We start from the raw sequence: 22,532 nt of genomic DNA on the forward strand, positions 1-22,532 counted from the left end.
GGGAAACGCAGCTTGCGCATCGTCATCTGTCGACTTCTTCGTCGATCAATCGGTAGCCGACGCCGACTTCGGTGAGCAGATGGCGGGGCCGGGCCGGGTCGGGTTCGATTTTGCGGCGCAGGGCGCGCATGTAGATACGCAGATAGTGCGGTGATTCGACATGCGCCGCACCCCAGACTTCGCGCAGCAGTTGGCGATGGGTCAGCACTTTGCCGCGGTGATGCGCCAGTGTGGTCAACAACTTGTACTCGATCGGCGTCAGGTGCACATCGGCGCCGTCGCGTTTTACGCGATGCGCGGCGAGATCGATCGACAAGCCGCCGGCTTCGATGAGCGGCGTGGTTGCGTCGCCATCGCGTTCAGCCAGATGACGTTGCGCGACGCGCAGGCGCGCAAGCAACTCGCCGATGCCGAACGGCTTGGTCAGGTAGTCGTCGGCGCCGCCATCGAGCGCTGCAATCTTGTCGTTTTCCTGGCTGCGCGCCGACAACACGAGAATCGGCCGGCTGAACCACTCGCGCAGTCGCGCAATGACGTCGAGGCCGGAGATGTCGGGCAAACCCAGATCGACAATCAGGACATCGGGTTGTCGCAGCGTCGCCAGACGCAGCCCCTCGGCGCCGGTTCCCGCTATGTCGAGTGTGTGGCCGTGCGCCTTCAGCGCCGCCGAAAGAAAGCGCTGGATCTGCGGATCGTCCTCGATTACGAGCAGCTTCATCGGCACTGCGTTCACGCTGGCGGCTCCGCATCGCGCGGCAGCGTGAAGCGGAATTCGGCGCCGCCGTCCGGAGCATTGTGTGCGCTGATGCTCCCGCCGTGCACAGCGACAATGACTTTGCAGATTGTCAGGCCGAGGCCAAAACCGCTCTGCGCGCCCTCGCTGCGGCCACGGTGGAATTTTTCGAACACGCGCGTTTCCTCGCCGGAAGGCAGCCCAGGCCCGTGATCGCGGACACTTACGACGACGACATCGCGAAACGCTTCCGCGCCGATCCGGATGGCACTTCCATTCGCGTGCTTCTGCGCATTTTCCGCAAGGTTGAAGAGTACCTGTTCGATCAGTACCTCGTCGACGTACAGCAAAGGCAGATCGGCGGGTAGATGGACTTCGACTTGGCGATCGCTCAACTTCCCGCGCAGACGATGCAAGACGCTGCCGACAACCTCCTCGATCGCAATCCATTGGCGCTTTATCTCGACCGGGCCTTGCGTCAGCCGCGTCAGCTCGAGCAGATTGTCGACGAGTCTGTGCAGGCGCTGCGCTTCGTCGAGCACTGTCGTCAGCAATGAGCGTCGCTGCGCTGAGTCGAGCGGTGTGCCGGCGGTATCGTCGTTCAAAGTCGAAGCCGCGCCGATAATGCTGGCCAACGGCGTGCGGAAATCGTGCGAGATGGAGCTGAGCAGCACATTGCGCAGCCTTTCGGATTCGATCTGCATGTCGGCTGCCTGCGCAGTCTGTGCCAGCTGCACCCGTTCCATGGCGATCGCGGTCTGGTTGACTAGCGATTCGACCAGGTGCATCTGCTCCGGCATGTCGAGCTGGCGCGCATCGGTCGGCCGCAGCGCAAGCACGCCGATGCAGCGCCTGAGCGCATTCAGCGGCAGGAAGATCGCTTCGGCGCTGGCCAGCGTGTCCGTGCCATGACCGGCCTTCTCGCGGTGATCGTAGGCCCATTGGGCAATGCCGAGGTCGTTGCCTGGTACCGGATAGCGAGCCTCGCTTGCGCCACGTGCGCAGAAGCGCCCGGGGTCCTGCACCTTGCCGTCCGCATCCGGCAGCAGCACGGCGGCGTGACCCTCGATGCCGGCAAGCAGATGCCTGCGCAGGATTTCGCCGAGCTCGCCGACATCGCGGCTCTGGGCGAGTTCGCGCGACAGGGCGTACAGCTCGGCCGCGCGTCGTTCGCGGGCGCGCGCGACGCTGGCCTGGCGCCGGCCGAGCGCGGCGAGATTGCTGATAATGAGCCCGGTCGCGAGCATCACCGCAAATGTGATCAGATATTGCGTGTCGGAAACCGCGAACGAGTATTCCGGCGGCACGAACAGGAAGTCGAACAGGCCAACGCTGAGGATGGCCGCGAGCACCGACGGTCCACGGCCGAAGCGTACCGCGGTGAGCACGGTACCGAGCAAATACAGCATCACGAGATTTGTCCGCTCGATGTGCGGATACAGCGGCGCACACAGCACGGTGATCGCCGCGACGACGGCGGCGCTCCGGGCGTATGCCGGCCAGCGACTCGTGCGAACAGGTAGTCTCGCCCGCATGGGAGTCCTTTCCGCATCCTCTTCGCCGGTGATCACGTAGACGTCGATGTGGCCGCTGCGCCGCACGATCTCGTCGACCAGCGACGGCGGAAAACGATCCAGCCAGCGCGGCCGGCTCGGCTTGCCGACGATGATCTTGCTGACGTTATGCTGGCGCGCGAACGCGAGAACCTCGCCTGCCACGCTTTCGCCGCTGAGATTGGCGGCTTGGGCGCCGAGACTCTCGGCGAGCTTGAGCGTTTCCAGGACGCGGTCGCGCGCCGGTCGCGGCAGACGGGTGAGGTTCGGAGTCTCCACATAGATCGCATGCCATTGAGCATGCAGCGCCGACGCCAGCCGGCGCGCGGCGCGTACCAGACGTTCGGACAGAGGATCCGGTCCGACGCAAACGAGCACGCGTTCGCCGGCCGCCCAGGTGTCGCTGATCGCATGATCGTCGCGGTACTCGCGCATGGCCGCGTCGACGCGCTCGGCCGTCGCGCGCAAAGCGAGTTGACGCAACGCGATCAGATTGCCCTTGCGGAAAAACGTATCGAGTGCATGCCGGCTTTTCTCCGGCGTATAGACCTTGCCTTCGCGCACGCGCCGCAGCAGATCGTCCGGCGGCAGGTCGACGAGCTCGACTTCGTCCGCTGCATCGAATACGCGATCGGGAATCGTTTCGCGCACCGTGACGCCGGTAATCTGCGCAACAATGTCGTTGAGGCTTTCGACGTGCTGTACGTTGACTGTCGTGTAGACATCGATGCCGGCATCGAGCAGTTCGACGATATCCATCCAGCGCTTCGGGTGGCGCGCGCCGGGATGATTGCTGTGGGCGAGTTCGTCGACAATAATAATTTGTGGATTTCGCAGCAGCGACGCATCGAGATCGAATTCAGCCAGCGTCAGGCCACGATGTTCCAGCGCCTGCGGCGGCAGGGCCTCCAGCCCGCTGAGCAGGGCTTCGGTTTCGGGCCGCCCGTGCAGTTCGACATAGCCTACGACGACATCGGCGCCGTCGGCCTTCTGCCTGCGCGCAGCCTCCAGCATTGCATAGCTCTTGCCAACGCCAGCGGCAGCGCCGAAAAAGATTTTCAGCCGACCGCGCCGCCGTCGCGCTTCTTCGCGCCGCACGCGCGCAAGCAGAGCGTCGGGGTCAGGGCGACTGTCGGGCAGGTTGGCGGCCATGCCGAATTGTCGCACGCAGCGAGCGCGCCGTCGGCTATCGGTTATTTGCGGTCGAGCGCGAGGTTGAGCTTGAGTACGTTGACGCGCGGTTCGCCGAGCACGCCTAACAAACGGTCTTGCGTTGCGGCTGCGACCTGCTTTTCGACAGCGGCGATCGACAGGCCGCGCGCGCGCGCAACGCGGGCGATCTGATAGCGCGCGGCAGCCGGCGAGATGTCCGGGTCCAGGCCGCTGGCCGATGCGGTCACGAGATCAACCGGAATCGGATCTGCGTTGGCCGGATCGGCGGCGCGCAGCGCATCGATGCGCTGCGCGACCGCGTCGATCAGTGCATGGTTGGTCGGGCCCAGATTCGAACCGCTCGACGAGGCCGAGTTGTCCGCGAACGGGGCTGTCGCCGACGGCCGTGCCCAGAAGTACTTCGGATCGGCGAATGGTTGCCCGATCAATTCGGAGCCGAATGCCTTGCCGTCTTGCACGATCAGGCTGCCGTTCGCGGCGTACGGGAACAACAGTTGCGCCGCACCAGTCACCGCGAGCGGGTAAACGATGCCGGTGACGATGCTAAGAACCAGGAACAATAGGCAGGCCGGGCGCAGCAGGGTAATCATGGTTTGCTCCGCGAAATCGTTAGACGAGGCCGAGCGTGAGAAGCAACAGATCAACGATCTTGATGCCGATAAACGGCACGATTAGGCCGGTGACCCCGTAGACCAGCAGATTGCGGCGCAACAGCTCGCCGGCGCCGATAGCGCGATAGCGCACGCCTTTGAGCGCGAGCGGGATCAGGAAAATGATGATCAGCGCGTTGAAGATCACCGCCGACAGGATCGCGCTCTGCGGCGTGGCCAAGTGCATGATGTTGAGCATGTTCAGCGCGGGGTAGGTGCTTGCGAATGCGGCCGGGATGATAGCGAAATACTTGGCCACGTCGTTGGCGATCGAAAACGTGGTCAGTGCGCCGCGCGTGATGAGCAACTGCTTGCCGATCTCGACGACCTCGATCAGCTTGGTCGGATTGGAGTCCAGATCGACCATGTTGCCGGCTTCCTTGGCCGCCTGCGTGCCGCTGTTCATCGCCACGGCCACGTCGGCCTGCGCCAGCGCGGGCGCATCGTTGGTGCCGTCGCCGCACATCGCGACGAGTCGGCCTTCGGCCTGGATGTCGCGGATCAGTTTGAGCTTGGCTTCGGGCGTCGCTTCGGCAAGGTAGTCGTCGACGCCTGCCTCGGCCGCGATCGAGGCTGCGGTCAGTGGATTGTCGCCGGTGATCATGATCGTGCGGATGCCCATGCGGCGCAGCTCGGCAAAACGCTCGCGGATGCCGCCCTTGACGATGTCCTTGAGCTCGATCACGCCGAGGGCACAGGCACCTTCGACGACGATCAGCGGTGTGCCGCCTTTGCGCGCGATGTCCTCGGCGACCTTGACGACGGCCTGGGGCAGGTCGCCACCCAGCACGGCGAGATGATTCTTCACCGCATCGAGCGCGCCTTTGCGAATCTTGCGCGCACCGATATCGGCACCACTCATGCGCGTCTGCGTAGTAAACGGCACGAAGACCGTGTTGCTGCCGCCGATCTCGCGTTCCCTCAGGCCGAACTTGTCCTTGGCCAGTACGACGATGCTGCGGCCCTCGGGCGTTTCATCGGCCAGCGAAGCCAGTTGCGCGGCGTCGGCCAGCGCGTTCACATCGACGCTGGGCGCAGGATGAAATGCAACGGCCTGGCGGTTGCCGAGCGTGATCGTGCCGGTCTTGTCGAGCAGCAATACGTCGACATCGCCGGCGGCTTCAACCGCGCGGCCGGACATCGCGATCACATTGGCCTGGATCATGCGGTCCATGCCGGCGATGCCGATCGCGGACAACAGGCCACCGATCGTGGTCGGAATCAGGCAGACGAGCAGGGCGACGAGCACGGTGATCGTGACCGGCTCGCCATGCCCGGAACTCTGCACGGCGTACAACGAATACGGCAGCAACGTTGCGCAGGCGAGCAGGAAGATCAGCGAGAATTTCGCGAGCAGAATGGTCAGCGCGATTTCGTTCGGCGTCTTGCGTCGCGACGCGCCCTCGACCATTGCGATCATGCGGTCGAGAAAGCTCTCGCCCGGATTGCTGCTGATGCGCACGATGATCCAGTCGGACAACACGCGCGTACCGCCGGTGACCGAGCTGCGGTCGCCGCCGGATTCGCGGATGACGGGTGCGGATTCGCCGGTCACGGCGCTTTCGTCGACGGTCGCTGCGCCCTCGATGACTTCGCCGTCGCCCGGGATGAATTCGCCGGCCTTGATGATAACGAGATCGCCCTTGCGCAGATCGCTGGCCGCGCCGACGCTGACGGCATCGCGCCGCTCCAGCGACGGAATCTTGTTGGCGATCACGTCGCGGCGTGCACCGCGCAACGAGGCCGCCTGTGCCTTGCCGCGACCTTCGGCAATGGCTTCGGCGAAGTTGGCGAACAACAGCGTAAACCACAGCCACAGCGTCACGCCGAGGATGAAACCAGCCGGCGCTTCGCCATGTCCGCCGAGCGCCTGCAGCCACAACAGCGTGGTCAGGATGCTGCAGACGAAGACGACGAACATCACCGGATTGCGGAACTGCACGCGCGGCGAAAGCTTGTGGAACGCGTCGCCGATCGCTGGGATCAGTAATTCCCGGCTGAGCGCATTCGCTGATGGGTGGGTAGTCATGAGTCGTAATTCCGAAGATCAAGAGAGATTGAACCACGGAGAACACAGAGAACACGGAGAAAAGCGCCAGCAAGATTTGACTTAAACAATAAAGCTCTTCTCCGTGTTCTCTGTGTTCTCCGTGGTTCAGGCTTTCGCACTGTCAGTGCCCGAGCATCGACAACTGCTCAGCGATGGGCCCTAGTGCAAGCGCAGGCAGAAAGGTCAGCGCGCCGATCACGACCACCGTGCTCGCGAGCAGCACGACGAACAGCGGCGTATGCGTCGGCAGCGTGCCGGCCGAAACCGGAATATGTTTTTTCGCCGCGAGCGAGCCGGCAATCGCGAGCATGCTGATCGCAAGCGGGAAACGCGCGAAGAACATGCAGATGCCGAGCAGCGCGTTCCAGAACGGCGTGTTCGCCGACAGTCCGCCGAACGCGCTGCCGTTGTTGTTCGATGCCGACGACAGCGCGTAGAGAATCTCGCTGAAGCCGTGGATACCCGGGTTGGCGATGCCGGCGACACCGCCTGGAGCGAGCACGGCGATTGCCGTGCCGACTACAACAAGTGTGCAGGGAATCAACACGACCAGGCTTGCCATCTTCATCTCGTAGGCTTCGATCTTCTTGCCGAGATATTCCGGTGTGCGGCCAACCATCAGGCCGGCGATAAACACCGCGACGACGGTGAAGGCAAGCATGCCGTAGAGGCCCGAGCCGACGCCGCCGAAAATCACCTCGCCGAGCTGGATAAGCAACATCGGCACGAGTCCGCCGAGTGGAGTGAACGAGTCGTGCATCGCATTGACCGAACCGTTCGATGCGGCGGTCGTCGCGGTCGCCCAGATCGTCGAATCGACTATGCCAAAGCGCGTCTCCTTGCCCTCCATGTTGCCGCCCACCTGCGCGATCGACGCCTGCTGATCCACGCCGAGCGCGCTAAAGAACGGATTGCCGGCTTGTTCCGCGGCTGTGCAGAGGAGAAGCAGAGGCACGAAGATCACCAGCATGGTCGCGAGCAAGGCCCAACCCTGGCGGCGGTCGCCGACCATCTGGCCGAAGGTGTAGCAGAGCGCCGCGGGCAGTAGCAGGATCGCGAGCGCTTCGAAGAAATTCGACAGCGGCGTCGGATTCTCGTACGGATGCGCGGAGTTGGCGTTGTAGTAGCCGCCGCCGTTGGTGCCGAGTTGCTTGATCGCGATCTGCGAAGCGGCCGGTCCGAGCGGCAGCGACTGTTCGGTGACCGGAGATTCCTTCGTAACGTCCTTGCCCGCGGCGTCCTTCAGTGCATTGCCGTCGGCGTCCTTGACTGTTTCGGTGGCGATCGTCGCCTGCACCAGCGGCACGCTTGCGTAAGGTTTGAAGTTCTGCGGTACGCCTTGCCAGACGAGGGCGAGGGCCAGCACGAAAGACAATGGCAGCAGGACATAGAGCGTGCTGCGCGTCACATCGACCCAGAAATTGCCGATGCCCTGCGCCGTCTTGCGCACGAAACCGCGGATCAACGCGATCAGCACGGCGATGCCGGTTGCGGCGGAAAGAAAATTCTGCACCGCGAGGCCAAGCATCTGGGTCAGGTAGCTCATCGTCGATTCGCCGGCGTACCCCTGCCAGTTCGTGTTCGTGGCGAAGCTGATTGCGGTGTTCATCGCCGAATCGGGCGTGACCGCGCCGAAACCCTGCGGGTTCAGCGGCAACCACTGCTGCACGCGCTGCAACAGATAGACGACGAGCAGGCCGAGCACGTTGAACGCGAGCATGGCGACGGCGTAGCGCTGCCAGTTCATGTCTTCGTCCGCACGAACGTCGCTGGCACGATAGATGAACCGCTCGATGGGCGCACCGATGCGCGTGATGCGATTGGGCGCGTCGGCAAACACCGACGCCATGTAACCGCCCAACGGCTTGACCAGCAACAGCAGGACGGCCAGATACAGGCCGAGTTGCAGAGAGTCGTTCGCGGTCATTCGAACCATTCCGGCTTGAGCAGGGCGATCGTCAGGTACGCGCTCAACGCGACGGCAATCAGCGCAGCGATCCAATAGACGAAGTTCATCGGCGTGCCTTCCCTTTGCAAAGCGCGAAATACAAGCCTGTCAGCGTGAGCGACATGGCACCGAGCGCAGCGCAAACGCACATCACTTGCGATCCTCCAGACGTATGCACATGCGCAGGAAGCCGGCCGTCGCGCCGATCAGCAGAACCAGAAGAAGCAAATAGGGGAAATCCATGGCCGCACCTGCTGTTGGGACGGCGCCAATCTAGTTCGGGGGAAATAAGTAAGGTGTAGCGATTGCGCGCCACGAAATAAAAAACGCGTAAAGAACGAAAGCCACGCTCCGGTCCGGAAGAACCCGCGATTCAGTGCTTGCTCTTGTCCAGCCAGACTTCGAGGCCTTGGGTATTGAGCTCGATGTCCATCGTCAGCAGCTCGCGCACCTGCGCGGCATCGAAGCGGCAGCCGTGCGCCTGCGCGCGCGAAGTATACAAATCCGCCAGGTCGTCGGCAATACGCGTGTGGCGATCGGCAGCGCGCGCATGCACGCGCGCGATTGCGACCATCGCATCGATCTGCACGAACAGGTCGCTGGCCAGGCGCGTCACGTCGGTTACGCGACTGTAATGGGTTAGGAACATCTGCGTCGGCTCGCGCTCCAGCATGCGCTGGATCGATGCATGCAACGCATCGGGTTCGAACTGCACCGGCGTCGAGGTCGGCAGGATGAATGCGCCCTTATCGGTATCGAACTCGCGATAGGACAAACCGAACGTATCGCCGGTAAAAAACGCACGGCTGCGTGCATCGTAAATACTGATGTGATGACGTGCATGGCCTGGCGTGTCGAGGCAGAGCAATTCGCGCTCGGCCAGATCGACGACGTGGCCGTCGGGGGCTTCGATCACGCGCTGCGCGGGAACCGGCACCAGCACGCCATAGCTGTGCGTGATTTCCTCTGCGCCGTAGACCGCCGTCGCTCCCGCGATCAAGGCGCTCGGATCGATCATGTGACGTGCGCCACGCGGATGCACGACCAATTTCGCATTCGGCAGCTGCTGCATCAACAGTCCCGCACCGCCGGCGTGGTCCAGATGCACATGCGTCAGGATCACGTAATCGATCGCATCGACCGCAAGCTGCCTGGCGCGCAACGCGTCGAGCAGCAGCGGCACCGAGTAGTTGGTGCCGGTGTCGATAAAGGCCGCGCGTCCGTGCTCGACGATCAAATGGCTGGCGTCGAAACACGGGCGGAAGAATCCCGTGTCGATCGCTGTGATGCCGTGGTCGAAGTCCTTGGTCATGTTTGAATAGGAGTTTGATACCGTGTCATCGCACATCCCTGTGCTGCACGGCATGACAACATCCTGTGGTCATTTGATCGGCATGCCCGGCTGCGCACCCTGATCCGCATCAAGCAGGAACAGATTGTCGCTGCCGGAGCCCGCGGACAGGATCATCCCCTCGGACACACCGAAGCGCATCTTGCGCGGCGCGAGGTTGGCGATGAACACTACATTGCGCCCGATCAATTTCTCCGGCTCGGTATAGGACGCGCGGATGCCCGAGAAAATCTGCCGCTTGCCCAGCTCGCCCGCATCGAGCTCGAAGCGCAGGAGTTTGTCCGAGCCGTCCACAAATCCACAATGCAGCACCTTGCCGATACGCAGGTCGAGTTTGGCGAAGTCGTCGATGGAGATGAGAGAGCCGGGACTCGGGACTCGGGGCTCGGGGCTCGGTTTCAAGACAGCAGCGCTTCGCTTTAAGCCCTCCCCTTCAAGGGGAGGGTTGGGTGGGGATGGTGTTGCTGCGAGCGAATCTTTGGAGGCGTCCACCATGGCTTCGATGCGCTTGCCGTCGATGCGTGACAGCAGCGGGTCGAAGGCGTTGACGACATGGCCACAAAGTTTGCGACGGGCATCGTCGAAGTTGACGATCGGCGCGGCGAGGAATTGTTCGGCTGCCTCCACGGAGACCGGGAGGATCGGCTTGAGCACGCCGGAAAGAAGGCGGAAAGCGCTCAGCGCAAACGTGCAGACCTCATGTAACTGCTGGCGCTGGCTCTCATCCTTGGCCATGACCCAAGGCGCCTTCTCCGCGATATAGGCGTTGACGAGGTCAGCCATGTCCACGAAATTCCGAGTCAGCTCCGAGAAGGAGCCATCTTCATAGCGCAAGGGGGTATTTTCGTGGAAGTTGAGCAAGTAGCCCCATAGCTTGTTGCCCTGTTCGTCAAACTGGTCGGCAAGCCTGCCGTCGAAAATCTTGTACACGAAGCCCGCAGTACGACTCGCGATATTCACCCACTTGCCGATCAGATGCGAATTGACCCGCTCCTCGAATGCCTTCAAGTCGAGGTCGATGTCAGTCGGCGCCGACGTCAGCATCGTCGCAAAGTAATACCGCAAATACTCCGGATTCAACCCCGCATCCAGATACGTACGCGCCTGGATAAACGTCCCGCGCGACTTCGACATCTTCTCGCCGTTGACGGTGAGGTAGCCGTTCACATGCAGGTTGGCCGGCTCGCGATAGCCGGCACCCTGCAGCATCGCCGGCCAGAACAAGCCGTGAAAGTTGACGATATCCTTGCCAATGAAGTGATGCATCTGCGCTTCGGCCAGGAAATCCGGATCGTCGGGACGCAGGAATCGATGGAAGTACGCGGGCGACAGCCCTTTCTGTCGGCCTTGCTCGCTTGAGCAATATTTCTTGAAACTGGCGAGATAACCGATCGGCGCATCGAGCCAGACGTAAAAGAATTTTGTACCCTGCGTGTCGGGAATCTCGAAGCCGAAATACGGTGCGTCGCGCGAGATGTCCCAGTCGCGCACGCCGCCTTCGGAATCCAGCCATTCCTTGAGCTTGGCCTTGACCGATGGATGCGCGACCTCGCCGGCCAGCCACCCGCGCAGGAAACCCGCGAATTTGCCGACCTCGAAAAAGTAATGTTCCGATTCGCGCAACTCCGGTGTCGCACCCGAGACGACCGAATGCGGATTTTTCAGATCCGTGGGCGCATAGGTCGAGCCACAGTTCTCGCAGTTATCGCCGTATTGATCCGGCGTGCCGCAAACCGGGCACTCGCCCTTGATATAGCGGTCCGGCAGAAACATCGCCTTGAGTGGATCGTAGAATTGGCGCACGCCACGCCGCGCGATCTTGCCGGTGTCGCGCAGGCGCGTGTAGACGTATTCGGCCAGCTCGCGGTTCTCAGACGAATGCGTGGTGTAGTAGTAATCGTGGGCCACGCCGAAATCGCGGAAATCCGCCTCGTGGCTGGTCTGCATGCCTTTGATGAATTCCTCGGGCGCCACACCGGCCTTTTCCGCGGCGAGCATGATCGGCGTGCCGTGCACGTCGTCGGCCGAGACGAAATGCACGGTGTCGCCGGCCATGCGCCGCGCGCGCACCCAGATATCGCTCTGGATATAGCCGAGCAGATGGCCGATATGCAGCGGGCCGTTCGCATAGGGCAGGGCGTGGGTGACGAGAATATCGCGTGCAGACATCCGTTGCGGTTCCAAATGGATCGGTGCGGATTATCGCATGCCGGTTCACCAGTTCCCCAGAGGATGGTACAAAGCACACTCGCCCTTCTCCCACCGGGAGAAGGTGCCGTTAGGCGGATGAGGGGAGAACATCGCCCGATGCAGCGACATTTTCGCTGGGCAGGCCTTTCCCTCATCCGGTGCTTCGCATCACCTTCTTCCGGTGGGAGAAGGGTTCGTGATCTACGTTTTAAGTCATGGATAGGAATTGGAAGGAGTAGCGATGCCACGTCAATATTCGATGGGTGGCCGCACCACGACGGCTGCGGGCGCGCCGAGAGGCCACAACGAGCCGCCACCCAAACAGACCCTGCGCGAACGCTTCGTCGCGCTGCGCAATGTGCCGCCGTACCTGCGCAGCATCTGGAACACCAGTCCGCTGCTGAGTTTTGCGACCATCGTGCTGCGCTTCACGCGCGCGCTGCTGCCGGTCTTCACCCTGTATGTCGGCAAGCTGATCATCGACGAAGTCACCCACTTGCTGCGTGCCGGCGGCCATCACGCGGATTGGCACGAATGGCTGGCCAGCGGCGAATTGACCCATCTGTGGATGCTGCTGGGCCTGGAGTTCGCGCTCGCGGTCGCCTCGGATATTCTCGGTCGCGTCGTTTCGCTGATCGATTCGCTGCTGTCCGAGCTGTATTCCAACACCACCAGCGTGCGCCTGATGGAGCACGCGGCCTCGCTCGATCTGGAGGATTTCGAGGACGCCGATCTGCAGGATCGCCTTGATCGCGCGCGCCGCCAGGTCGCCGGTCGCAGCGCGTTGATGTCGCAACTGCTCGGCCAGGCGCAGGACATCGTCACCATCGTCAGCTTCGCGGTCGGCCTGTTCGTGTATGCGCCGTGGCTGATCCTGCTGCTCATCGTCGCGCTGGTGCCGGCCTTCATCAGCGAGCTGCATTTCAACGCGGAAAGCTATGCGGTGAATTTCCAATGGACGCCCGAGCGGCGCGAACTCGACTACCTGCGCCTGCTTGGCGCGAGCGCGTCGATGGCCAAGGAGGTGAAGAGTTTCGGCCTCAGCGGTTTTCTGGTCGAGCGCTATCGCGAGTTGTCGAAATCGATCTATCGCGCCAATCGCCTTATCGCGCTGCGCCGCGCCGGTTGGGGCGGACTGTTCACCACGATCGGCACCGTGGGTTACTACACCGCGTATGCGCTGATCGCTTGGCGCACCGCGCGCGGCGATTTCACGATCGGCGATTTGACCTTCCTCTCCGCCTCGTTCCGGCGCCTGCGCAACCTTTTGGAAAACCTGCTGATCGGTTTTTCCAATGTCGCCGGTCAGGCGCTGTATCTGGACGATCTGTTTTCGTTCTTCCAGATCCAGCCGGAAATCCGCACGCCGGAGAGTCCGACGGTTTTCCCGCGCCCGATCCAGTCCGGCATTGTGTTCGAGGACGTGGGTTTTCGCTATCCGGGTGCGGAACGCTGGGCGGTGCGCCATTTGAATTTCACCCTGCGCGCGGGCGAAGTGCTGGCCCTGGTCGGCGAAAACGGCGCTGGCAAGACGACCTTGGTCAAGCTGCTCGCGCGCCTCTACGACCCGGACGAGGGCCGCATCCTGCTCGACGGCCGCGACATGAGCGAGTATTCGCTCGAGGAATTGCGTGCGAATATCGGTGTGATCTTTCAGGATTTCGTGCGCTACTACCTGACCGCGTCGGACAACATCGCGGTCGGACGCATCGAGGCACGAGGCGATCACGCGCGCATCGCCGATGCGGCGCAGCGCAGTCTTGCCAATGAGGTGATCGCGAAATTGCCCAAGGGTTACGACCAGATGCTCGGCAAACTGTTCAAGAGCGGCGTCGATCTGTCGGGCGGCGAATGGCAGAAGATCGCGATCGCACGTGCGTACATGCGCGATGCGCAGTTGCTGATCCTCGACGAGCCGACCGCGGCGCTCGATGCGCGTGCCGAATATCAGGTGTTCGAGCGCTTCAAGGAGCTTGCCGCGGGCCGGACCGCGGTGATCATCTCGCATCGCTTCTCGACCGTGCGCATGGCCGACCGCATCATCGTGCTCGGCAACGGTTGCATCGAGGAATCTGGCACGCATGCCGAGCTGGTTGCGGCGAGCGGCCACTACGCGGAACTGTTCGAACTGCAAGCGGCGGGGTATCGGTGATGAAGCGGTGGGACGGCGCTCTTGCGATGCTACTTGTGTGCTTTGCCGCAGCGTTTGTGCCGACGCTCGCCGCTGCAACGCAGAAGATTGATTTCGGCAATCAGGATACGCAGCTGACGTTGCAGGCGGAGGCATCTGCGCCGCGCATATTGCGCCTTGCCTCGCCGGCAGGCCCCGCGTGGGAAAGTGCGGCCGCGGAGGCACTGGTCGATCACGCGACAGTCGATGGTGCGACTAAAGAGCTGCATTGGCGTTTCGATCGTGCCGCAACTCGTGTACAGGCGACATCGTTGACCCTGGTCTACGAAACGCACAACCCCGATCTGCGCTTGTCTTGGGAGTGGCAAGCCCGCTCGCAGCATGGCCCGCTAGAACATACGATTAGTATTGAGAATCGCAGCGGACATGAAGTCTGGATTCCACTGCAGGACAGCTTCAGCTTTGATTGGAAAACGCAGGCCAATCAATCGTTGCAGCAGTTGTGGATCGACAAGGGCGCGGGCAAGGCGCCGCCCGTCGGTACGCATCTGGCAGACATCGGCGACGGCTATCGCTGGCTGGGCGAATCGAGCACGTTCGCACATCCGCGCGGCGACGAACCGCGCGAGATCATTCCGTATTTTCTCGTGAAGCCTGCTGACAACTCGGCCAGCGGCTGGTATCTCGGCGTGGAGTTCAGCGGGCGCATCGCGCTGAGCCTGCAGCGGCATGGCGACACCCTGCAAGGCCGCGCCGGACTTAATCCGCAGCCGGGCCCATTTCGCACGCGTCTGGCGCCGGGCGAGAGTTTCGTCACGCCGACGATTTTCCTCGGCGCAAGTCGCGGCAGCATCGACGACGCCGGCAATACGTTACGGCGTTGGGTGCGCGAAGTGTTGAACGATCCGCGCAGCGTGCGCGATCCGACCTATCCCTGGTTGACCAACAACAGTTGGGGCAGCGGCATGGCAATCGATACCGCGCAGGCGCGGCGCATGATCGACGATTCGCACGATCTGGGTTTCGAGATGTTTCACCTCGACGCGGGCTGGTTCCGTGCTGTCGGCGACTGGTATCCGGATGCGAAAAAATTCCCGCAGGGCCTGGCGACAATTGCGAGTTACGCGCATCAACACGGATTGAAATTCGGCCTCTGGGTGGACTGGGCACAGGCCGGCAACAGCTCACAGCCTGGCGCCATGAGTGTCGAGAATCCGGCAATGCGCGACTGGCTGACCACCGATCCGCCGCCCGGCTGGCGGCCGGCGGAGTTCAAGGGCATCACGGTCGATATCGGCCAACCGGTGGTGCAGGCCTGGGTGTCGAAAGAGGTCGAGCGCGTCGTGCATGACTACGATCTGGACATGCTCGAACACGACGGCTACGTGGTCGCCCAAGGCTGCGATCGCGGCGATCATCTGCATGCGACCTGCGATCCCAAAGACGTGCATCGGTATAGCGACGAGGATTTCATCTGGATGGACGGCCCGAATTCGAGCGATGTGAGCTATCGCGCGACGCGCGCCTATTACGCGATCTACGCGCAACTCAAACGCGACCATCCAGGGCTGCTGCTCGAAATCTGCAACGACGGTGGCCGCATGGTCGACTTCGGCAGCGCGGCGCACGGCGATTACTTCTCGATCATCGATTCCTACGATCCGCTGTCCAACCGTCAGGCGTTTTATGACGCGAGCCATGTGTTGCCATCGGCGATGCTGGAAACCTACGTCAAGGAATGGCCGACGCCGCGCATCGAAAATTTCCGCTACATGCTGCGCAGCGGAATGATGGGTTGGTTCACCCTGATGCTTGATACGACGAGTTGGAGCCACGAGCAGCACGACGCGGCGCTCGCGGAACTGCAACTATACAAGACGACGCTACGGCCGCTGATCCGTACAGCCGATCTTTACCATGTCGGCCCGCGCGCTGACGGCAAGGGTTGGGATGGCATCGAATATTTCGACCCGAAGCGCGGCAAGGGCGTCGTGTATGCGTTTCACGGTGCTGATGAAAATGTCAAAACCTATACTTTTGTGCTCAAGGGGCTGCAGCTGCGGCGCAACTATCGCGTGCGCTTTCAAGATCGCAGTTCGGCGGATTTCGTTCGCAGCGGGCGCGAGTTGATGGATGCGGGAGTGGCCGTAACGTTGCCGTTGGCGAATTCCTCCGAATTGGTTTTGATCGGGGCCGTGCAATGAATGCGTAGATCCAGCCTATCGTATTCTCTTGTCCGTTGATGTGCGCGCCGGTGAAACCTGGCGCCCGCACCAATCGGCGAATTACGCTTCGTCAATCCACTCGATATGAGCTGCGAACGCGCCGATCGAATCGGCTGATCCCGAGGAGAGCAACCAGCAGCGTCAGCGCAATCAACGCCCACTCGGACAGTGTTGGAGCCGAGACTGGCGGTGGCGCGACCACAACCGGGTTGACGACCTGATTCAGAACCGTAGAGGTGCTCGCCGCATTGCCGGCATCGCCGCTGTAGATGGCACTGATCGGATGCGTGCCGAGCGCCAGCGTGCTGGTGGTCAAGGTCGCCGATACGCCAACCAAGATCACTGGCACGCCGAGATTGGCGGCGCCGTCCTTGAACTGCACCGTCCCGCTCGGCACGGTGCCGCCGGAGACGGTCGCAGTGAACGTCACCGACTGCCCGAGCATCGATGGATTGAGCGATGAAATCACAGTTGTCGTGGTGGGTATGAGTGCCGCTGCGTTGACCACTTGGTTCAATGCCGGAGAGGTGCTCGCCGTATTGCCGGCATCGCCGCTGTAGATTGCAGTGATCGGATGCGTGCCGAGTGCCAGCGCGCTGGTGGCCAAGGTCGCCGATACGCCAACCAGGGTCACGGGCGCACCGAGATTGGCGCCGCCGTCCTTGAATTGCACCGTCCCGGTCGGCGCAGTGCCGCCGGAGACGGTCGCCGTGAACGTCACCGACTGCCCGAGCGTCGATGGATTGAGTGAGGACATCACGGCCGTGTTCGTCGGTGCCGGTGCGCCGCTCGCTGTGAGGCAATGCGAAAATTCAGATGTGAAGCCCGTGGATGAGGTGGCCGTGGCCGTGAACACCGATTCGCCTGCGGGAACCGCAAATGTCAGGGAAAAGCTGGCGTTTCCGCCGCCGTCGGTGGTTACCGTCGTCTGGCCGATAAACGTCTTTCCCTCGCCATAGCCGACTGCGTGGCAACTGACGTTGCTGAAGAATTCAAGAACGTAAGCGCTGGCCGCGACGCTGTTGAATGTGCCGGCGATGGCTGCGCTGCCCGCGCTGATCGACGCCGTAGTCACGACCGGATAATTGTGCGCGCCGCCCGCCGTGTTCAATTTCGGGAGACACCCCGCGCTATTCAAGCAAATCCCTTCGGTGCTGTTTCCAAACATCGAGTTCTGTGAAATCGTGTTGTCGGACGAAGCGAAGCTTTGGCTTACGCCTGTGCCCTGGTTGTAGGCAATGACGTTGCCCGCGCCCGCGCCCGCACCACCGACGATCGACTTGGTACCGTCGAACGCGATACCGCCGAAATTGCCGTTCGGAAGCGGACTGACGCCGTCGCGCTGCGTGCCTATCAAATTGCCTCGAATCGTATTGTCGCTGAACGCGCCGATGCCTCCGTCGGTATTTCCCGAAATCAGGTTACCGACGATATTCGCGCCGCCGATATTGCGCAGGCCCTCGCCAGTGAACGCTCCCAATGAAAGAGTCCCGGTGACATCCGGCCCGATGTAATTGCCCTGAATCAGATGCCCTGTCGTGCTTGGAAACGGAAGAATCACGCCACCCTGTGTGTTCCCCGAGAGAAGATTGCGATCCGCTGCGGTGGATCCGCCGATGGCTACACCGTTGCCGGAATTCACGCGAACCGCAAACCCTCCGCCCAGATTCGGCATCGCTGCCGTGCCGGCGGCATTGGTGCCGATGAAATTGCCGGCAATGACGACGTTGTCGGCCGAAATCGAGATTTGGTCCCCGCCGCAGCCGTGCACATTGAGCCCGCGGATCACAGTGAAGGTGCCGGCCGCAACTATCGAAACGGAAATGCCGACAGCACCCGGCTGGCAAGTGATCTCGATCTGCAGCACCGCATTGATTCCCGCATTCAGCGCGTTGGTATTGGCGCTCGAACCCGGTTGCGAATAGCCGTTGACGGAAACCGGCTTGGTAATCGTGGGCAGGCTCGTCAGCGCAGTGATCGTGTGCACACCGGCGCCGGGAATATTGAATTGAATCTTGTCTTGGGTGCCGAAGACGCCAGGTGACTGCGCGACGATGTCGGGATCGGCCGATGAACCTGCGTTGATCGCAGTAATCGCCTCGCGCAAAGTCACCACACCATCGTTTGCAACAGCCGTATCCGCTGCGGTCGTGACCGTGATGGTCGCCGCGAACGACTGCGAAGCGATGCACAAGGCGAATATCGCCGTCCAGCATGATCGAAAACGCATGATTGTCTTTCCTTGATTGTTGCCGGCAAATTGGATAGATCAAAAACAACCGCGGCGCCCCTGCGAGGGCGCCGCGTGGCGTATCAAGATTGCGACCTGATGAGGCAAGCCGGCTCAGGGCTCCGGGCTGGGGTTGGGATTGTCCGGGAGCGATGGAATTGCGCTGAGATATTCGTAAATGGCGCGCAGATCGCCATCGGTCTTTTTGCCGAACGCCGGCCACGGCATGATCTGAAGCAGGGCTCCGGGCGGATCAAGCGGGTTGTGGCCTGTGCGCAAGGTCTCGCGGAATTGCGCAAACGTCAGGCCAGCGGGTTTGCCCAGAGCGTCCGGTGTGAGGTTCGCGGAGACAAAGGGCGAAGGCGGAAATGTCCTGCCGCCAGACATGTACTGGCCGACATTTACTTGCTCCGGTTGTGCCTGGAACGGATTGCCACCTGGCGCATACGCCGGATGCGTGTGGCAATCGTTGCAGCCAGAGCTGTTTACGAGGTAGCTTCCCATGCCGACGAGCGCCGGATTCTTGCCCGCCATATTAAGCTGGGAAAGCGGAATTGGGCTAATCTCGAAACCTTTTTGGACCTGACTTTCATTGCCCTTTTGGATCTGATTTTCATTGCCGTTGCCGGTGGGGCCGCCTGGAGCGGCGGACGCCCCCGCGGCCAACAGCAGCGACGACATGACATATCCGATCATCGGCCCCGCTACTCCTCGTTTGCAGTTACGATAGGTGCTCATGTGAGATCCTTTGAAGGAACGCCGTTGGGGAACACGCTTGCATTCGGGTCGCGAATTTCTGAATGCTGTTTGCCCGCCCGCCTCGTCACTATCGGCTGGGCCTGCGGCGTTGTCCTTAAGGCCATCTAAGGAATTTCTCAGTTCGAAGTCCGGGCAAGCCTTGGGCAAGGAACCTTGGTATATGCCGCGCAGGTCGACACGGTGAACGAGGGACGAAGCACGGCGAATTTTCACTTCGACCGCTTCATTCTGCAGCGCGGAGAACGGCGCCTCCTGGCCGATGGTCAACCGGTGCCGCTGGAATCGCGCGCGTTCGATCTGCTCAGCGTATTGATCGACCGCGCAGGTCAGCTGGTCACGAAGGACGAACTGCTCGAGCGCGTCTGGCCAAATCGGGTCGTCGAAGACGCAAACCTGCATGTCCACGTGTCGGCGTTGCGCAAGGCGCTTGGGCCGGATTCCATCGCGACCGTCGCAGGGCACGGATATCGGTTTGCGCTGCACGCCGAGCGGGTCGATGGCGAGATCCCGCGGCCGGCGGTGCTCGGCAGCAACCTGCCCCGGCCTCTGACCAGCTTCGTTGGTCGCGAAGACGATCTTGCTCTGCTCGCCGGCCGACTGCAGAGTACCCGCCTGCTTACCTTGATCGGTATGGGCGGATGTGGCAAGACGCGGCTCGCGATCAAGTTGGCGGAGCGCGTGTCGGCATCGTTTCCCGACGGATTGCGTTTCGTCGATCTTGCCTCCGTGACGGATCCACGGCATGTGGCGCTGGCAGTGGCGACATCGATCGGGGTGCGCGAAGAAGCCGACAAGCCGATTGAAGCGACGCTGTGCTCGCGGCTTGCCGACAAACAGATCTTGTTGGTGCTCGACAATTGCGAGCACCTGGTGGAAGCCTGTGCCGCAATAGCAGGAAGCATCCTCGGAACTGCTGCTGGCCCGCGCGTGCTAGTGACCAGCCGCGAGGCACTGGCGATAGCGGGCGAAAGCGTCGTCCGCGTGCGCTCGCTGGCATTGCCGTCTGCAGACCCCGATCAGGACACGCGCAGCTTGATCGCGATCGAAGCGGTGTGCCTATTCGTCGAGCGCGCCCGGCAGGTCGCTCCGGAGTTCGACCTGAACGAGGGCAACGCAGCGGCCGTCGCGGAAATCTGCCGCCGACTCGATGGCATTCCGCTGGCGCTCGAGCTCGCGGCCGCGCGCGTAAAGCTGCTTTCCGTCGAGCAGATTCTCGGCAAACTCGACGACCGGTTTCGCCTGCTGACCGGAGGCCCGCGCAGTATCTCCCGGCACCAGACTTTGCTCGCGACGTTGCAGTCGAGCTACGAGTACCTGACGCCGGACGAGCAGCAGTGTTTGCTGCGCTTGTCGCTGTTTGCGAGCGGCTGGACCCTGGAGGCCGCGACTGCGATCGGCGGATATGACGAAGAGATCCAGGTTGTCGAGCTACTCGGGCGCCTGATCGACAAGTCGCTGGTACTGGTTGATCGCACGGTTGCACATGGACCGCGCTACAGCATGCTCGAGACGGTACGCCATTACGCGCAGGATAGACTCCACGCCGCTGGCGCTGGTGACGATGTCCGCGAGCGTCACGTCGCGCACTTTCTTGAGTTTGCCAGGAAGGCCCAGGCGAATCTCTTCGGAGAATCCATGCGCCAGTGGCTGGAGCGGATCGATATCGAGTTGCCCAACCTGCTGGCCGCACACGCCTGGTGCGACCGGGCGCGTGACGGCACGAACCAGGGTCTGGACCTCGCAGTGAATCTGCGCACCTATTGGCTGGCGCGAGGCCTCTTCGTCTACGGCCAGCGAGTCTATGCAGAAGCTCTGGCTCGCAAGAGCTCCGATTCACGCGCCATGTTGCGCGGCAGGGCGCTCTATGCGCTGGGGCAACATAACTATGTCCTTGGTCGATTGCACGAATCGCTCGATCCAACTCTGGAAGCACTCTCGATCGCGCGTGAACACGCCGACGACGAATTGACGGTGTATTGCCTTGATCGAATCTCCCTCGCTTACGGTTGGCTTGGCCAGACCAAACTGGCGCTCGAATGCTGCGCCGAAGAGCTCGCGATCGCGACGCGGACAGGCGACGAACGTCTCATCGGTTTTGCATTGACAGCAAGGGGCGGGGTCTGCAGGGTGATAGGCGACTTTCCAGCGGCCGTCGAAGCATACGAGCAGGCGTTGCTGCTGTTTGAAAAAGCGCACGATCTGCACAACCTGCATAACGTGCTCGTCAATATAGCGCGTGTCTCCATCGCTCGCGGCGCTCTCGATCGCGCCCGAGAAACGCTTGCCGCCGCGATACGTCTGGTCACCGAGATGGGCACGCTGTACCGAGGCCATTTTGCACTCGATGCCACCTCACGTCTCGCCGCGGCACAGGACAACTGGTTTGCCGCGGCGCGCTTTCAGGGTGCGTCGGACGCGGCGGTGGACAAGGTGGGAGGAGTGCGGACGTCGTTTGACGATCCGATACTCGCATCGCTGAGTTCGAAGCCCCGCGCGGTACTCGGATCCGAGGCTTACGACTTCGCCTACGAGCGTGGACGTGAACTCTCGCTGGAAGCGGCGCTGGGTGAGGCGCGAGTTTGGCTCAACGAAGGCCAAGGCGACAGCCATGCGCCGGTCCGGGACAATCAAGGCTGACGCGAGACACGCGCGGGCGCCTCATCTGCGCAGCTCGATTCGATTTGATCGCTAAGACCTTGCAGGTCCGACCGGCTCGCGCGCAATATTGAGGCGACAGGGCAGATCGGGATTCCCCTTGCATGCCCAGCCAGGGAAACGATGGATGGCCGGAAATTTCACTTTCACCTTCAAGGGGCCGGGCGATGCGGGGCAGGTGCCGTTTTCAACGCCGCCATCGGCAGCAGTGCCGGCACTGAAGTCCTTCGATCTATTCCCGACCCGCATCTGGCAAGTTCAGCTGCCGGCGCTGGCCCCGCATCTGGAACAATGGATCGCAGCCGTGCTGGCTCTGCGCGCGGCCAGTCCCAAGCCGGCCGGCCGAACCAACCGCCAGGGCTGGAACAGCGAAGACATGGCGGTGCTCGAGCAACCCGTCTTCGCCCCGGTGCAGCAAGCCGTGCGCGCGGCGTGCGTCGGCGCCTTGCGCGAAATGGGCGTGGGCGATATCGCGTTTCATCTGCAATCGTGGATCAATCTGCACGACCGCGGCGGCTTCAACTTCCTGCATGTGCATGAAGGGTCTCTGCTGTCGGGCAGTTTTTACCTGAAGGTGCCTTCGGGCTCGGGCAAGTTCGTGTTCCGCGACCCGCGCCCGGGTGTGGTTCACGGCTACGTCAAAGGCGCGGTGCCCAATGGCTACAGCGATATTCAGCTCACGCCTGATGCCGGCCTGCTGGTGCTGTTCCCGTGCTGGATGGAACACTACGTGGAGCCGCACAACAGCGATGAACCACGCATCACGATCGCCTTCAATGCGCTGGACAAGTAGGCGCAGTGCGCAACACCGAGGCTCGGCCGGGATCTGCCGCGGACTAACCTCGTCATCGGCGTTTTTCTATGCAAAACTTTTGCTTGCAATG

14 protein-coding genes are annotated in these 22,532 nt (G+C 62.1%); 4 read left to right on the forward strand and 10 right to left on the reverse strand.

Annotated features, from left to right (window positions below; all coding sequences use genetic code 11):
- Window positions 1-22: 22 nt before the first annotated feature.
- The 8 genes from VIE67_RS00500 to metG form a co-directional block, all read right to left on the reverse strand.
- Window positions 23-733 (reverse strand): response regulator, encoded by a 711-nt coding sequence (locus VIE67_RS00500; protein ID WP_332022259.1) that lies wholly within the window; start codon window positions 731-733, stop codon window positions 23-25.
- Window positions 730-3,438, reverse strand: a complete 2,709-nt coding sequence (locus tag VIE67_RS00505) for a DUF4118 domain-containing protein (RefSeq protein WP_332022260.1) — start codon at window positions 3,436-3,438, stop codon at window positions 730-732. The genes VIE67_RS00500 and VIE67_RS00505 overlap by 4 nt, the downstream gene beginning before the upstream one ends.
- A 41-nt stretch (window positions 3,439-3,479) precedes the next feature.
- On the reverse strand, window positions 3,480-4,049 hold the full coding sequence (gene kdpC / locus VIE67_RS00510; RefSeq protein WP_343230734.1) for a potassium-transporting ATPase subunit KdpC: 570 nt from the start codon (window positions 4,047-4,049) through the stop codon (window positions 3,480-3,482).
- Between the two features lie 19 nt (window positions 4,050-4,068).
- Entirely contained in the window at window positions 4,069-6,138 is a 2,070-nt protein-coding gene (gene kdpB, locus VIE67_RS00515; protein ID WP_332022261.1) for a potassium-transporting ATPase subunit KdpB, read from the reverse strand.
- A gap of 142 nt (window positions 6,139-6,280) precedes the next feature.
- Window positions 6,281-8,086, reverse strand: a complete 1,806-nt coding sequence (kdpA, locus tag VIE67_RS00520) for a potassium-transporting ATPase subunit KdpA (protein WP_332022262.1) — start codon at window positions 8,084-8,086, stop codon at window positions 6,281-6,283.
- The gene (gene kdpF, locus VIE67_RS00525) at window positions 8,083-8,175 is read right to left on the reverse strand and encodes a K(+)-transporting ATPase subunit F (RefSeq protein WP_332022263.1); all 93 of its coding nucleotides are present in this window, start codon (window positions 8,173-8,175) and stop codon (window positions 8,083-8,085) included. The genes kdpA and kdpF overlap by 4 nt, the downstream gene beginning before the upstream one ends.
- 305 nt (window positions 8,176-8,480) lie before the next feature.
- Window positions 8,481-9,419, reverse strand: a complete 939-nt coding sequence (locus tag VIE67_RS00530) for an MBL fold metallo-hydrolase (protein ID WP_332022264.1) — start codon at window positions 9,417-9,419, stop codon at window positions 8,481-8,483.
- 69 nt (window positions 9,420-9,488) lie between these two features.
- A complete protein-coding gene (metG, locus tag VIE67_RS00535) occupies window positions 9,489-11,627 on the reverse strand; it encodes a methionine--tRNA ligase (RefSeq protein ID WP_332022265.1) in 2,139 nt (712 codons plus the stop codon).
- A gap of 280 nt (window positions 11,628-11,907) precedes the next feature.
- Between metG and VIE67_RS00540 the strand changes: the two genes are divergently transcribed.
- Together VIE67_RS00540 and VIE67_RS00545 are read left to right on the forward strand one after the other, a co-directional pair.
- Window positions 11,908-13,800: an ABC transporter ATP-binding protein gene (locus tag VIE67_RS00540; protein ID WP_332022279.1), complete on the forward strand. Its 1,893-nt coding sequence runs from the start codon at window positions 11,908-11,910 to the stop codon at window positions 13,798-13,800.
- A 26-nt stretch (window positions 13,801-13,826) separates the two neighbouring features.
- Complete coding sequence (locus VIE67_RS00545; protein ID WP_332022266.1) at window positions 13,827-15,983, forward strand: glycoside hydrolase family 36 protein; 2,157 nt, start codon at window positions 13,827-13,829, stop codon at window positions 15,981-15,983.
- Window positions 15,984-16,074: 91 nt separating this feature from the next.
- On the opposite strand, the gene VIE67_RS00550 is transcribed toward VIE67_RS00545, so the two are convergent.
- Both VIE67_RS00550 and VIE67_RS00555 read right to left on the reverse strand, forming a co-directional pair.
- A complete protein-coding gene (locus tag VIE67_RS00550; protein WP_332022267.1) occupies window positions 16,075-18,234 on the reverse strand; it encodes an IPTL-CTERM sorting domain-containing protein in 2,160 nt (719 codons plus the stop codon).
- 114 nt (window positions 18,235-18,348) lie between these two features.
- Complete coding sequence (locus tag VIE67_RS00555; RefSeq protein ID WP_332022268.1) at window positions 18,349-18,972, reverse strand: hypothetical protein; 624 nt, start codon at window positions 18,970-18,972, stop codon at window positions 18,349-18,351.
- Between the two features lie 174 nt (window positions 18,973-19,146).
- Between VIE67_RS00555 and VIE67_RS00560 the strand changes: the two genes are divergently transcribed.
- Window positions 19,147-21,630 carry an ATP-binding protein gene (locus VIE67_RS00560; RefSeq protein ID WP_332022269.1) on the forward strand — a complete coding sequence of 828 codons (2,484 nt, stop codon included), beginning with the start codon at window positions 19,147-19,149 and terminating at the stop codon, window positions 21,628-21,630.
- Between the two features lie 145 nt (window positions 21,631-21,775).
- Window positions 21,776-22,441 (forward strand): TIGR02466 family protein, encoded by a 666-nt coding sequence (locus tag VIE67_RS00565; protein ID WP_332022270.1) that lies wholly within the window; start codon window positions 21,776-21,778, stop codon window positions 22,439-22,441.
- The last annotated feature ends 91 nt before the right edge of the window (window positions 22,442-22,532 follow it).

This window comes from Rudaea sp. (assembly GCF_036560865.1).
Lineage (GTDB): Bacteria > Pseudomonadota > Gammaproteobacteria > Xanthomonadales > Rhodanobacteraceae > Rudaea.